This is a genomic window from Legionella anisa (assembly GCF_001467525.1).
Classification (GTDB): domain Bacteria; phylum Pseudomonadota; class Gammaproteobacteria; order Legionellales; family Legionellaceae; genus Legionella; species Legionella anisa.
Window position 1 is genome coordinate 104180 of sequence record NZ_LNXS01000006.1, and the last position, 13884, is coordinate 118063.

The window sequence follows — 13884 nt, forward strand, 5'->3', positions numbered from 1 at the left end:
GCGTAATTAACTGTACTGATTCGCTAAAATGATTTGCAGTCCTGCTTCAGTTAATGATAAATATTTATAATTAGGGTCTGCGGTCGTTCGCTCCAGCCACTCATTCGCGATGCATATGTCCGTTAATTTTTGCAGATCTGCAACGGATACAGATTGTCCTAACTTTTGAGAAAGCATTGCTGCTGCATCTTCTTCCATGCTTAAAAAAACTTGATCTCGAGTCGCACTACGATTTTTCATCTCATCATAAAATAATTGCAAAATATCAAGTTCATTCATGAATGACAGTCCTTAAAATAGATCCCTTGAATACTTACAGTATAAACTTAAATTAACATCTTCATTGCGAATAAAAGAAGAAAAAGAACAATAATGTTCCATTTATTCTTGAATCAAGATTAGGAGCTGTAAAAACCCCTACTTTTGGCTTTCATCTCAAAGACTGACCCGTTAATTCAGTATCCAATTGTGTTGTTGGTAGCTCTGAATTATTGACTCCCGTACCAAAAAACGATTGAGGTGCAGTGCTTGGCCCTAAATTCATTTTTTGCAAGGATAATAGAGGCAATAAAGCTTGAGTCAAATCATTCATTTGGGCAGCCGCCTCAGCTAATTCCTGGGAGGAGCAATCTTCTTTGGTAAGTTCATACCAAATATATCGTGTTTCCATTTTGTTATACGTGTCTGGTTTTTTCAGAAGATCTTTGAGGAGAGGGTGTTTCGGATTTTGCTTTAACCAATGCAGTAAGCTTTCTTTATCGGTAACATAGCTGCTCGCAGGAACATTATACCAATGTTCCTCTTTTTTATATTGTTTCACCAATAATATCGGTGTTTCCACCTCATTATAGGCTATCATTTCATCCTTAATTCGGGTTTTATCATTTTCCACTAAAGCAGTTCGTACATCCTCCAGCTTTTTTGATAAATCATTGTATTGAGTGTACAACGTTTTTAAAGCATCCAACTGTTGTTTTTCTTCTGGAGATAACGGGGCTTTGGGATTAGTCAATTCCTTTATGAGTGTGTTGATTTTTTCTAATTCAATGTCATTTAATAAGGTAAGAGATGCCCTTGTGTCCTTGCTTTCTAAATCTGGAACTTCCAAATCCTCCTTTACTACCACAACATCGTGCAATTCCCCTCTTATTCGTTGGAAGCCATCAAAATCAACATCATCGATTAATTCATGCACACCTGCCTGAAAAGCGCTTACATGCAAATCGATGTCTTGCATTAAAATATGTTGCGACGCGAACGCACTCCAAAAGCCTGGCATCTCATGAAGTAATCCACTCCTAAAACCAAACCAGAAGGACTCAAGCATGTTGATTATTGTGTTGTAAACTAAAAAAGCGGTTGTAACTGCAAAAGTAATTGCCACAGCTGTCGCCACGAGTGGAAAAATAATTAAAGTAGTCAGTAGAAAATTCTTCGCAGTTGAAACGCCGAGGGCCTTAAAAGCAGATGCAAAAAAAATGGGTAAGCTGATTACAGCAGCAACTCCCAAAAGAAATACAGTCGCTTCATAAAGCGCATTATATGCCAAGATGCGTAATGGCAATACGATAACACCTAATACGATCGCTAAAAGACGTTTTAGAATGTACATAAAATGTGCTTATCATGAATAAGTTGTATAAAAAATCCCTTTATGCCTAAGAACAACTCTTTGAATCACGTACAGCGCATGGTACCATGTTTAGGTTTAACACAAGTCAATCCAATATGGAAGCAGTTGATGTCATTATAATAGGTGCAGGTGCAGCAGGTTTAATGTGCGCCATTGAGGCGGGCAAACGTCACCGTAAAGTCCTGATCTTGGATCACGCAAATAAAGTAGGTAAAAAGATTTTAATGTCGGGAGGAGGTCGTTGTAATTTTACTAATTATTATATTGAGCCTGAAAAATATAACTCCCATAACCCTCATTTTTTTAAATCCGCGTTAACCCGCTATACCCAATGGGATTTTATTGAACTTGTTAAAAAACATAAAATTCCTTTCCATGAAAAAACCTTAGGACAATTGTTTTGCGATAATAAATCGAAAGACATCGTGGATATGTTGCTTAAAGAGTGTGGTGCCGCAGGTGCCACGATACACCTAAATACCAGCATAGAAAAAATTCAAAAATCACAAAACTTTAAACTGCAAACCACTAAGGGAATATTTCAGTGCCAATCTCTAGTTATTGCCAGCGGAGGTTTATCCATACCGACCATGGGTGCTAGTCCATTTGCCTACAAAGTTGCAGAGCAATTTGATATTAAAGTATGGCCGACTCGAGCTGGGTTGGTTCCTCTTACTCTGGATGTATTGGAAAAAGAAAGAATCGCTCTACTTTCTGGGATTGGTATTGACAGTTTAGTTAAAAATGCACGTATTGAATTTCGTGAAAATACATTATTTACTCATCGTGGTTTGAGTGGTCCTGCAATTTTACAATTATCGTCCTATTGGCATGCAGGAGAAAGTATTAGTATCAATTTATTGCCCGAAATCAATCTCTTGAATTACTTAAAAAGCGTGCGATCTGAAAAACCACAAAAACAATTAAACTCTATCTTGTCCACACATTTACCTAAACGCGTGATTGAACTCTTTATTTCACCAGAACTTGCTGAAAAGAAACTTGCTGAACTCTCCAATCATCATTTGGAATCTGTAGCAAAACAGCTTAACTCTTGGCAGGTAAAGCCTAACGGGACTGAAGGATATCGTACTGCAGAAGTAACTATTGGAGGTATAGATTGCCATGCAATTTCTTCCAAAACTATGGAAGCCCAAGATATCCCAGGGCTTTATTTCATTGGAGAAGCCTTGGACGTTACCGGTTGGTTAGGAGGATATAATTTTCAATGGGCTTGGTCATCGGGATGGGCCGCAGGGCAAATGGTATGACACGCGCAATACGCAAACAGTGGATTCCCTACTCTGTCGGCGTTGAATTTTCATTTTTTGATATGTTGCCTCTGTGATCAATATTCTACCATAAACGCCTGAGAAGAATCTGCTATAAATCATCAGGTGAGTTACCGGACTTTTCTCATCAAATACAAGCCCAATAGCGCGAAAATAAAAGTAGGTCCTAAAGCAGCTAATTCAGGCGGCAATTGAAATACAGTGCTAAGAGGACCAAAAAACCGGCTCAAGATATGAAAACTAAATCCCACTGCAGCACCCACCAATAATTTCGACCCCATAGTTGTCGAACGCAACGGACCAAAAATAAATGGGATGGCGAGAATCATCATCACCATGGTCGTAAACGGTTGAATAATCCGTTGTAAAAAAGCAAACTGATAAGTATGTACATTCTGATGATTATGTTTTTGCTCTCGTATGTAGCGATTAAGTTCTTGCAAGGTCATCTCATCAGGTTCAATACTGCTAATCGCCAAGATTTTTGGTTTTACGGATACGTCCCAAGGAAGGGAAGCAAAAGTCTGAGTTTTGGTTTTATCTACCTCAAAATCTGTTTGCTGTATGTCATATGCAAACCACCCTGTTGGAGTAAACCTGACTTCACGAATAAAACGTGACATTTTTAAATGATGATGCGCATCAAACCGAAATTGATACACTTCGTTTAGAACATTGTTGGGCAGTATTAAACCAACAGAAATAAAATCATTTCCATAACGCAGCCAAGAACCCTTTGAAGTTCTCAATGCTTGCCCTCCACTAACTGCAGCAGTTTTATAGTCATTAGCATAATGGGATAAGTATGGGACTAAAGTTTCGCCCAGTGCAGTAATCAATACAATAAGCAGTATCGATGCTTTTAGTACTGCCCAGGTTATCTGTCCTATGGACATTCCTGAGGCACGCATGATAACTAATTCGCTATGATTGGCCAAAATTCCTAGTCCAATCAAACAACCAAGGAGACTGGCCATGGGAAAAAATAAATAGACTTGATATGGCATTTGCAACAAGATAAAAACCGTTGCTTGTGCAATGCCGTAATCAACTCGCCCCAAATCACTTAGTTCACCCACAAATAAAATAAAAATTTGCAGTCCTATCAGCATGAGCGTGACTAAACCAATAGAGCTGAGTACAGTTTTCGCAATGTAGCGATCTAATATCTTCATGCTCATGCTAACTTCGCCTGATTACGCCAAATTAGAAACATCCCAAAGCCAGCAATGATAAGATGTACCCACCATAAACCTATCCATTGAGGAGTTTTTCCGGAAATCATGAAATCACGCGCAATAAATAATAAATTAGCATACACAATGTAAATAATGATTGCGGGTAATAACTTGGCGTATTTTCCTGATCGAGGATTAATACGACTCAAAGGTACAGCAACCAGGGTCAAAGTAAATACCATGAGCGGAACAGATAAACGCCATTGTAACTCAGCAGCTTTGGCAACGTTTTCATTATTATAAGGTAATAAACTGACTGTACTCATTGTACGAAGATCTTCAGATATTCTGATTACAGGATGCGGTAGGCGTGCTTTATATTGGCCAAATTCTGCGACTTGATAATCTGCTTGACCAGGAATCCCTTGGTATTCTTTTCCATTTTGCAGGATGATGTAGTCCTCTCCTGTTTTCGTGTCCGTTTCAGCAAAGGCTTGATCAGCCCATAATATGTCCCAGCGTGTTTGTTGATTTACAGAACTTTTTTTTGCCAGAAATACTTGCTCTGCCTTAGTGTGATCACGACTCATAGACTGGACATAAAATACTTCCTGACCGTCATTAATAGCATGGAAACGTCCAGGCATGATTGTTTGGACCAAAGTTTTTATCCCAGTAGTACGTAACAGTTTCGCTCGTTCGACATAAATTAAAGGGCTACCCCAAATCATTACTACAGCAACAACAATGGCCACCCCTGTCGCCATAATGAAACTGTGTTTTAATAATTGATTTGGTCCATAACCACAAGCTCTTAATACCGTCATCTCACTTTCAGCATATAAACGGCCATATGCAAGCAACATAGCAATATAAAAACCTAATGGAACCAGCAAGCTCAGTAAAGTGGGTAACTCCAATATCATTAACTTCATAATAATGACACCCGGAATACTCCCAGAAGCAGCCCTGTTGAGATATTGAATCAGTTGATTACTGAGAAAAATTAACACCAGTATGGAGGTTAGCGAAATCAGAGTGATAAACACTTCTTTAGCTAAATAACGAAAAATGATCACCCAATGCCCCCATTTTAGTAACCTCATTCATAGAATCATTCTCATCTTGGGCATTGTATCCTCTTGTGTAAAACTAAAAAAGCCCTTTCTACCCGCACTTAGAAACACCATTCGTTGGATTATTTGGTTCAAATTCAATTAATTGATAATAAATTTATATGGTTTTTGCATGATTTCATGGATGAAATCAACGGTAAAAAGGTTGCCTCTGCCAAGGAACGGTCCTATCTGGCGCACCTAAAATGTAAATAAAAAAGCAGTTCAGACTTAAGTACTTGAACTGCTTTTTAGAAAAGATATTTAAATTAATGCTTTACTTCAGACGCTTTTTTAGCTTCGTGAACAAACCCTAACATTGCCTTCTCAATAATTTGAAAAGATTTTTGCATGTAATCTAAAGCTTTGTGACCATTTTCAACAGCTAGACTAATTTGCTTCTCCAATAGTTCTTCAGGCTTTTTGATACCCGCAATTTCTTCGGGTTTGAGGTATTGCATACCCTGCAAAGTTTTCACATTCAATTCAGCTATGGCTTGAAAAGGCTCTTGAAGTTTTTTAGCCATTTCAGTCCATCTTTCAAAATTTTGTTGGGCCATGATACTCTCCTCTATGTTGCATTGCACAATATAATATTAGTATATAGAGAACAAATTTGTCAATGGGTTAGAAAATTTTTTTTTGCAATGCAACATAAAAAATAATCTTTAAATCACTTATGATCCGTTGCTTTAAAACTCATTCCACTCCAGCCAGTTAACCTTTAAATAAACTCTGCCATTGTTGCATCATTTTTTGCATTTGCTCATTCCAGGTTTCAGTTGCCTGACGATAAGGATTATTTTGTAGCGGTTTTTCCATCACTTGAAACATCTGCTCCATCATCTGTTTTAACGAAGCATGCATTGGATGATTCGCTAGAGAAATGATTTGCCGCAAAATATCTGAAGATAAAAATTGAGTTGAACCTGCCTCCATTTCCACAATAATTTGTAGCAAGATGGCATTGGTTAAGTCTTTCTCAGTTAATGAGTCTTCTACTTTAAATTGCACACCATCTACTACATAACGCTGCAATTCTTCAAGGGTAATATACTGACTTGTCTCAGTATCATAGAGTCGGCGATTTTTGTATTTTTTTATTAATCGAGTCATAGTTTTCTCTTAATATTTAGGTGATTTTGCTTTGTTAAAAATTTCACCTTTTTCCTCTTCCTAAACAGAAGAGGATGATCTTTAAATTAAATGAAGAATGCAATCTTATTAATACATATGGAGACCGCCGTTCACACTAAGATTAGCTCCGGTAATATATCGACTTTTCTCACTAATCAAAAACTCTACAGCCCAAGCAATCTCTCGAGTCTGAGCTAAACGCTTTGCAGGAATTTGGGCAATAATCCCTTCCAGGATATCAGGTCTAATACCTTTCATTAATCGAGTATCCACATAGCCAGGAGAAAGGCTGTTCACAGTGATGTTTTTACTCATTAATTCTTGTGCCAAACTTTTGGTAAAACCATAAACACCTGCTTTTGAAGCGGCGTAATTGGCTTGCGAAAATTGACCTTTTTGCGCATTCACCGAAGAAATATTGACGATTCGTCCTGATTCGTGTTCTCTCATGTTTTCAACTACATGACGGGTTACATTAAACATGCCATCAAGATTAACAGTTAATACTTCATCCCATTGCTGTTTGGTCATTTTTGTAAATACAGCATCTCGAGTAATACCCGCATTATTAATGAGCACATCAATATTACCGTATTCTTCAATAATGGAAGCAATAACCTTTCCGCATTGCTCATAATCAGTTACATCCATATGACGAAAATAGATATTCTTACATCCTTCATCCATTAACTCTTTTTTCCATGCTTTCCCTTCCTCTTCAGAAATTAAATCAAGAGAAAAAACATGTTTGTAAGAAGAGTTCAACTCCTTTGCAATTGCTGTACCTATATCTCCGGTACCTCCAGTGATCAATACAATATTATTATGTTGCATATGGTTCTCTATGAGTTAGGATTTTGCGAAAATTAATGATGAAAAGACGGTAATGCCCTGGATTATCAATCAAATCTAGAGCAGCTTAATTTTACATATACTGTCCGCCATTAATATCCAAGTTTGCACCGGTAATAAACCCACTATCAGGGGATGCTAAAAAAGCAATCGCATCCGCTATTTCTTTTGGATTTCCCAAGCGACCAACAGGAATACTTGCGATGATTGATTTGAGTACCTCTTCTTTTAAAGAAGTAAGCATTGGAGTTTCTACATAACCAGGAGAAACTGTATTCACCGTTATACCTTTATTTGCCACTTCTAAAGCCAGGCTTTTGGTGAACCCATACAATGCGGATTTAGTTGAAGCATAGTTACATTGACCAAATTGGCCTTTTCGTCCATTAATTGAGGAAATACTTATGATGCGGCCAAAACCCTTATCGATCATAATTGGGATTACATTGCGGGTCATATTAAATACGCTGGTCAAATTAGCATCAATAACATCTTGCCATTGATCTGGAGACATTTTTCGTAAACTGCAATCTTGAGTGATACCTGCATTATTAATCAGTACATCAACACTACCATAGCGCTCCATGACTAAAGCCACTATTTTTTCACAATCAGCAAATTGTGCGATATCACCATAAACGATATCAATATCGTAACCAAGCTTTTTTTGCTCTTCTTGCCATTGCTTCGCTTCTTCATGTTTTCCATGTTTGAAATAACACGCGACAACCTGAAAATCGGCAGCTAAACGTTGACAAATGGCTGTACCTATACCACCAGTTCCACCAGTAACTATTGCTACACCTTTCATCATAACCAACTCCCTGTTATTGCGATAATAAAATACTACTATAGACAATCGAAACTAAAAAACAAATAAAACGATTACTTCTCACCTGTTCTCTCCTCTATGAGACAACATGGTGAGAAATTTCAAAAAGAATTACCTATATACAGGAACATATCCTTTTAGCTGTTGGGCAAATTGCATCAAGACTTCAAGACCAGACTCTTCTGCTTGCCTGCACCATTGCTGTAATGCTTCGATTAACTCTTTCTGGGTAGCGGCTGTTTTTAACCAAATATTTTGTAGCGATTGCTTGTATGCATATACGATGCGCAATTGTTCGCGTGCTTCCAACAGATGAGATAAACGCATTCTAGCTCTTGTATTCAACAAACAATTTTCACGTCTCAATAAGCTTCCAGCACGCGCAAAAAGTTTTTTTTCCTCTTTATTTTCAATATGGTTATGCTTTTCTTGCTTGAGTATGGGTCTAATCACGCTTTTATAGTAGTTCGACATAACCTGAAAACGATTCGCAATAACTGCTTTCACCGTATCCAAATCTACTTGCAGCTTTCCTTTTTCCATCGCCAGTTTTGGAGGTAATTTTTTTACTTTGACAAGGCCTAAAAAGGAAAGAATTCGAATGTACATCCAACCCATATCAAACTCCCACCATTTAATGGAAAACTTGGCTGAAGAAGCAAAAGTATGATGGTTGTTATGTAATTCTTCACCCCCTATCCAAAAGCCCCAGGGGATAATATTTCGTGCAGCATCCGGACATTCAAAATTTCGATAGCCCCAATGGTGGCCAATTCCATTAACTACACCGGCAGCATGAAATGGTATCCACATCATTTGAATTGCCCAAATCGTGATTCCAGGAACTCCAAATAGGAATAAGTCGAGAAACAACATGAGAAAAATTCCCTTGGCAGAATGGGGAGAATAAACTTTTCGCTCCAGCCAATCTGTAGGAGTACCATGAGAGTATTTAGCGACCATTTCTTTATCTTTACGGGCTACTTTGTAGAGCTCAGCTCCCTCCCAAAATACTTTTTTAATACCAAACACTACAGGGCTATGCGGATCCCCTTCAACATCTGCTGATGCGTGATGTTTTCGATGAATAGCCACCCAATCTGCAGTAACCATCCCGGTAGTTAGCCACAGCCAAAGCCGGAAAAAATGACTAATAATCGGATGCATAGTCAACGCTCGATGCGTTTGGTGGCGATGAAGATATAATGTTACTGCGGCGATAGTAATTTGCGTCAAAATCAATGTTGCAACCACATATCCCCAAAAAGACAGGTTTAAATAGCCAAAAACCATAATAGCTCCACTTCAAATGCAAAAATGCAAATTAAGAAAAAACTCATCCATTAGCTAGGTACTCAATGTAAGAATTTAAAATAATCCTTATATCATACTAAGGATAACACAATTTTACTCTTTACGTTGCAACATTTCATTATGTAGCCGATAATTAATAAATAATAAGATAGGAAATTATGTTATGAACGAAAAATCTCCTTTAGGAAAAATTCTTGAAAATTTGGTGCCTTTCCTGGTAGCAGGGGTTGCTATTGCACTATTTTTTGGTCTGTTATTTATGTTCTCGTATGTTTTGGTTTGGGGGCTTCTCATAGGAGGAATCCTTTGGTTGGTTGCAACAATAAAACAATATTTGTTCCCAAGTAAATCGACTAAAACAGAAGAGATTAATAAAAGTCAGGGTAGAATCATTGAACATGACGATAAAAAATAATGCCCGAATTACCTGAAGTTGAAACGACAAAAGAAGGAATTAAATCCCATCTGGAAGGCCAGATAATTAAAGAAATTCTTGTACGCAATTCGAAACTCCGCATCCCGGTTCCCGACAACTTGGATCAATTGTGTGTCGGCAAAAAAATAATTGCTGTTTCTCGTAGGGCAAAGTACATTCTAATCCAGCTCACAGAAGGATATCTTTTAATTCATCTGGGAATGTCAGGTCACCTGCGTATCATATCGGGTAAAAGTAAGCCAGAAAAACATGATCACATCCTCTTAACAATGACAAACGAGTTCGTGCTCCGATTCTGTGACCCCAGGCGTTTTGGTTTATTTCTGTACATTAATGAAAACCCTTACCAACACCAATTACTTCGCCATTTAGGTCCTGAACCTCTTTGTGAGGAATTTAATGGTGATTACCTCTTTCAAAAAGTTCAAAATAAGAATAAACCGATTAAATCATTGATTATGGATGGTGAAATTGTGGTGGGTGTTGGAAATATTTATGCTACAGAAAGTCTTTTTCTAGCGAACATTCACCCTAATACCCCAGCAAAAATGCTTTCAGAAGAAGCGTGTTATACACTTGCGAAACAGATTAAAGAGGTACTCAAACAGGCTATATTATGTGGTGGCACTACCCTACGTGATTTTTATGCTTTTGATGGCAAACCAGGATATTTTAGCATATCGCTTAAAGTATATGGTCGAAAAAATCAACCATGCTTGCTCTGTCAACATCCTATTGAATCCGTTGTCATTTCTGGGCGGAATTCCTTTTTTTGTCCCCAATGCCAAAATGAAACATCCACTTAAGTTTGTCCATTCTATAACTCAATTGCCCAATACTTGATTTTAAATTACCATATAATCGCCTAATTTTACTGGGATTTTTTATGTTACGTTTAAGATTAGCACGACATATCGCTGAACACTATCAAGAAAAAGGAGCAGTGCATCTTCCAGACTTTCTTATTTACGATTTTGATAAAGATGAATATCAAATGTTTTGGCGAGAAATTGCTTCATGTCCCAGGCAAAGACTCTACACGGATGGAATCGATGTTTTTCAGGTCAGTTGGTTTCGTACCCTTTTTGAATCATTTAAAGGCTGGTTAGGTTTTGAGAATCATTGCCACTCTGATCGCATTGAAATGACCTTAGGTAAAATTGCCTATGCAGGCTACCTAAAAGGTTTTAAATCTAAAGAATTGAGTAAAAGCAGCGATGGATTTCCAATTTCCACGAACTTTATACGTTTAGTCAATTTACCAAGAACAAATCAAACTTCTAATGAGCTCCAGCAATTATTAGTCAGTTATTTCATTACTCATTCACCTGCCTTTCCCGAACTCAATGAATTCATTCGGAGGAACTACTCTTTTGGTCAAGCCTTTATACAAGAATCTCTGGCTTATTTGCTACCTTCCATCGATCCCCAGGACAGTGAAACAATTGCTGTTGCAATTCGCCAAATTAAATACTACAACCACCCCGTCAGCACAATAGATTGTTTTAAATCCAGTCCCTTTGCCGAAGCCTATGCACAATTTCTGGCTTCACAACACCAATTTTATGAAGCATTGGAATGGTCTTCAGAGGTCAAAAAAAAATTTAGGGAAGAATTCATTGATTTTTACTTAACCCAAGAAGAAGCTGACCCTCAAGCATTAATAAATGCAGTGGAACTTATTGGTGCATTATTCTTATCAACGAATAAAGAAGATCAACAAAAAGCAGTTGATTATATAAAAAACAATTTTAGTTATGAAGAGCAAACGGTTTACTTAATATCATATCCTGAATTACGTACTCAAATAGCCAAAAGTTATTTAGAGGATGCTAAAAAAGAAAAACTCAAATGGAGAATAACTCAACTATTCACTGGCAATCAAACCCTCGAGTATTTAGCTCAGGCAGTCCGACTTGAACCCAAAATTTTGGAACAAGACAACTCCATGCACGACATTATGATGAGAGACGAGTGGACTCTATATCAATTTGACCTCGCTATGGAAAATCATCGTTTTCAGGACGCTGATGTTTTATATACAAACAGTCAAAACCTCAAATTTAATAAGTCTAATCTTAGACTCTTACGCGAATATTATTTTACCCAATTTGAGACAAATACATCGCAGATAAAAGAAGCATTACTGTATAAAAAGACAAAAGAAGCAATGCAGAGGGCTGAAGAACAAATAGAGCTGGCTAAAAAAATAGTGAGCATTCAGCCGCACGATTCTCTACTCAGGGGAGCTACTTTGAGTTATGCGACCACGCTTTTGGCGATTGATGAATTAGAACACCCTGTGAAAGAATCCGATCGAACCCAATTAAGCAAAGCGCAACAACGACTCGGTGAATACCTATTTCTCAATAACAACACGACATTAATGGAAGTCTATAATAAATTATTGTTACGAAAAATTGATTGTCTGATTGCACGACTTGGCGTGCCCATAGATTTTAACGATTACTTAAAAACTCGAGTTGATTTCGTTAAAGTGCATATAGAGGAAATCGAGGAGTTGAAGAAGGAGCTAAAAACTTTTATTACCGTTAATGAGTCAAAATCAAAAGAAATGCGTCAAATCCTCGCAAAAATTTATTATTTACTTGCCGATACCCTTGTTTATTTTGAAGAGAAAAAACAAGAATCCATTCCCTACTTTAAAAAAGCGAAGGAACTCATGCCCGAAAATCTTTATTATAATTTGCGGTATTTTGAAATCATTGAAGATGAAAGAAGGCATGGGATAAGAGAAAAAATAGGCGCTATTGGTCATTTACATGGAACTCGATATCGCAATTACATGGAGGAACGTTGGGGTGAGAATAAAATTATGTCGAATGGTTTTGATATTCATGCGGTCCTCCCAGATGACTCATTCATTAATACTCTAGGCAGAGCAGTAGGTTTTTTTTAAATTAATTGTGTTTCGATAGGGTAGAGTCTATGGCCAATCCTATAGACTCGTTAAAAACTATCTGGGCAAGCGAATCAACTTGCGCTATATTACCGCTAATTTACTTAGTCTTAACGCGAATGAGAACAAATCAATTACGAACCGCATGGATTCTTTGTAATATCATGTTTTATACGGCAGTTACCAGTACGCGCTGCCTCTTTAAATATTTTTTTAGCACCATAAGCCGTCAATGGACAGATAATGCGCTACATCATTGGATTGATCAGTTACTGAATGCCGTACAAGTAGAATATAAAGTAATAAACCCATTTAATGTTCAGCCGCAACCAGGAAAAGCCACGATTATTATGTGCAATCACTCAAGTGCTTATGATATTCCTCTTGCATTTAAAGCATTTCCAAATCACTCCATTCGGATGTTGTCAAAAAAGGAACTCGCAAAAATTCCCTTAATGGGTAAAGCAATGAAAGCGGCAGAATTTCCTTTTGTTGACCGAAAAAATAAATATCAAGCCATTAAAGACTTGGCATATGCGCAGCAATTGATGGAAAGTGGGATTGTTATGTGGATTGCTCCTGAAGGAACTCGCTCTAAAGATGGAAAACTGGGTTCGTTTAAAAAGGGAGGATTTATCACTGCAATCCAATCTAAAGCAACAATTATTCCTATAGGGATACGCGGCGCCAATAATATTTTGCCCGCGCGAACATTTAATTTTAATCTAAAACAAAAAGCTGAAATACATATAGGCAAGCCGATTGATGCATCACAATTTACTCTTGAAAATAAGGAAGAGCTCATTCAGCAAACTTTTGCAGAAATAAAAGAGCTGGTCGGAGAGAGTCAATCATAATTGCACATCGCAATCTGCGCGGGAACCCGAGGAGTCTGGGGGACTGTCATTAAAATATTCTGGCACTAAAACATAGCAACTGTCTTGAATTTTATTTCAATAAACGTAGGCCGGGTTGAAAAACCCAGCAGGAAAGCGATGTTGTCATTCCTGCGAAGGCACACTACTGTCCGGTAAAAATTTTGCTCTCCTGCAATAGGTAATGTCCCTAAATTTTTTTTGTAGGCTCTTCAACATTCATCTAGGCACATCACTTAATCTTGCTTCGATCTGCTCCCTCTCCCGCGCAAGGAATTTGAATAGTAAGATACTGTTCTT

General features: G+C 37.6%; 14 protein-coding genes. 5 read left to right on the forward strand and 9 right to left on the reverse strand.

The window, feature by feature from the left end:
• Positions 1–6: 6 nt before the first annotated feature.
• Together Lani_RS03145 and Lani_RS03150 are read right to left on the reverse strand one after the other, a co-directional pair.
• Positions 7–279, reverse strand: coding sequence for a hypothetical protein (locus Lani_RS03145; RefSeq protein WP_019234532.1), 273 nt, complete (start codon positions 277–279; stop codon positions 7–9).
• A 151-nt stretch (positions 280–430) separates the two neighbouring features.
• Complete coding sequence (locus Lani_RS03150; RefSeq protein WP_019234533.1) at positions 431–1612, reverse strand: hypothetical protein; 1182 nt, start codon at positions 1610–1612, stop codon at positions 431–433.
• Between the two features lie 116 nt (positions 1613–1728).
• Here Lani_RS03150 and Lani_RS03155 point away from each other — a divergent pair, with 116 nt between their 5' ends.
• Positions 1729–2904 (forward strand): BaiN/RdsA family NAD(P)/FAD-dependent oxidoreductase, encoded by a 1176-nt coding sequence (locus Lani_RS03155; protein ID WP_019234534.1) that lies wholly within the window; start codon positions 1729–1731, stop codon positions 2902–2904.
• A 131-nt stretch (positions 2905–3035) separates the two neighbouring features.
• On the opposite strand, the gene lptG is transcribed toward Lani_RS03155, so the two are convergent.
• The 7 genes from lptG to Lani_RS03190 all read right to left on the reverse strand — a co-directional run bounded on the left by lptG (position 3036) and on the right by Lani_RS03190 (position 9332).
• Positions 3036–4106 (reverse strand): LPS export ABC transporter permease LptG, encoded by a 1071-nt coding sequence (gene lptG, locus Lani_RS03160; protein ID WP_019234535.1) that lies wholly within the window; start codon positions 4104–4106, stop codon positions 3036–3038.
• Complete coding sequence (lptF, locus tag Lani_RS03165; protein ID WP_040523014.1) at positions 4103–5182, reverse strand: LPS export ABC transporter permease LptF; 1080 nt, start codon at positions 5180–5182, stop codon at positions 4103–4105. The genes lptG and lptF overlap by 4 nt, the downstream gene beginning before the upstream one ends.
• A gap of 305 nt (positions 5183–5487) precedes the next feature.
• Positions 5488–5778 (reverse strand): phasin family protein, encoded by a 291-nt coding sequence (locus Lani_RS03170; RefSeq protein ID WP_019234537.1) that lies wholly within the window; start codon positions 5776–5778, stop codon positions 5488–5490.
• 157 nt (positions 5779–5935) lie between these two features.
• Positions 5936–6334, reverse strand: coding sequence for a polyhydroxyalkanoate synthesis regulator DNA-binding domain-containing protein (locus Lani_RS03175; protein ID WP_019234538.1), 399 nt, complete (start codon positions 6332–6334; stop codon positions 5936–5938).
• A 108-nt stretch (positions 6335–6442) separates the two neighbouring features.
• Positions 6443–7189 (reverse strand): acetoacetyl-CoA reductase, encoded by a 747-nt coding sequence (gene phbB, locus Lani_RS03180; RefSeq protein ID WP_019234539.1) that lies wholly within the window; start codon positions 7187–7189, stop codon positions 6443–6445.
• A 91-nt stretch (positions 7190–7280) separates the two neighbouring features.
• On the reverse strand, positions 7281–8021 hold the full coding sequence (gene phbB / locus Lani_RS03185; RefSeq protein WP_019234540.1) for an acetoacetyl-CoA reductase: 741 nt from the start codon (positions 8019–8021) through the stop codon (positions 7281–7283).
• Positions 8022–8150: 129 nt separating this feature from the next.
• Positions 8151–9332 (reverse strand): DesA family fatty acid desaturase, encoded by a 1182-nt coding sequence (locus Lani_RS03190; protein ID WP_019234541.1) that lies wholly within the window; start codon positions 9330–9332, stop codon positions 8151–8153.
• A gap of 184 nt (positions 9333–9516) precedes the next feature.
• Between Lani_RS03190 and Lani_RS03195 the strand changes: the two genes are divergently transcribed.
• The 4 genes from Lani_RS03195 to Lani_RS03210 all read left to right on the forward strand — a co-directional run bounded on the left by Lani_RS03195 (position 9517) and on the right by Lani_RS03210 (position 13566).
• Positions 9517–9768 (forward strand): hypothetical protein, encoded by a 252-nt coding sequence (locus Lani_RS03195; protein WP_019234542.1) that lies wholly within the window; start codon positions 9517–9519, stop codon positions 9766–9768.
• Positions 9768–10595 carry a bifunctional DNA-formamidopyrimidine glycosylase/DNA-(apurinic or apyrimidinic site) lyase gene (gene mutM / locus Lani_RS03200; protein ID WP_019234543.1) on the forward strand — a complete coding sequence of 276 codons (828 nt, stop codon included), beginning with the start codon at positions 9768–9770 and terminating at the stop codon, positions 10593–10595. Before Lani_RS03195 ends, mutM begins: the two co-directional genes overlap by 1 nt.
• An 80-nt stretch (positions 10596–10675) precedes the next feature.
• Positions 10676–12709, forward strand: coding sequence for a hypothetical protein (locus Lani_RS03205; protein ID WP_019234544.1), 2034 nt, complete (start codon positions 10676–10678; stop codon positions 12707–12709).
• 119 nt (positions 12710–12828) lie between these two features.
• Entirely contained in the window at positions 12829–13566 is a 738-nt protein-coding gene (locus tag Lani_RS03210; RefSeq protein WP_040523015.1) for a lysophospholipid acyltransferase family protein, read from the forward strand.
• Positions 13567–13884 lie beyond the last annotated feature (318 nt).

Coding starts and splice junctions, on each gene's coding strand:
- phbB (WP_019234539.1), bottom strand. CDS start 7,189: ATGCAACATAATAATATTGTATTGATCACTGGAGGTACCGGAGATATA.
- Lani_RS03190 (WP_019234541.1), bottom strand. CDS start 9,332: ATGGTTTTTGGCTATTTAAACCTGTCTTTTTGGGGATATGTGGTTGCA.
- Lani_RS03155 (WP_019234534.1), top strand. CDS start 1,729: ATGGAAGCAGTTGATGTCATTATAATAGGTGCAGGTGCAGCAGGTTTA.
- phbB (WP_019234540.1), bottom strand. CDS start 8,021: ATGATGAAAGGTGTAGCAATAGTTACTGGTGGAACTGGTGGTATAGGT.
- Lani_RS03175 (WP_019234538.1), bottom strand. CDS start 6,334: ATGACTCGATTAATAAAAAAATACAAAAATCGCCGACTCTATGATACT.
- Lani_RS03150 (WP_019234533.1), bottom strand. CDS start 1,612: ATGTACATTCTAAAACGTCTTTTAGCGATCGTATTAGGTGTTATCGTA.
- Lani_RS03145 (WP_019234532.1), bottom strand. CDS start 279: ATGAATGAACTTGATATTTTGCAATTATTTTATGATGAGATGAAAAAT.
- Lani_RS03170 (WP_019234537.1), bottom strand. CDS start 5,778: ATGGCCCAACAAAATTTTGAAAGATGGACTGAAATGGCTAAAAAACTT.
- lptG (WP_019234535.1), bottom strand. CDS start 4,106: ATGAGCATGAAGATATTAGATCGCTACATTGCGAAAACTGTACTCAGC.
- Lani_RS03195 (WP_019234542.1), top strand. CDS start 9,517: ATGAACGAAAAATCTCCTTTAGGAAAAATTCTTGAAAATTTGGTGCCT.
- Lani_RS03205 (WP_019234544.1), top strand. CDS start 10,676: ATGTTACGTTTAAGATTAGCACGACATATCGCTGAACACTATCAAGAA.
- mutM (WP_019234543.1), top strand. CDS start 9,768: ATGCCCGAATTACCTGAAGTTGAAACGACAAAAGAAGGAATTAAATCC.
- Lani_RS03210 (WP_040523015.1), top strand. CDS start 12,829: ATGAGAACAAATCAATTACGAACCGCATGGATTCTTTGTAATATCATG.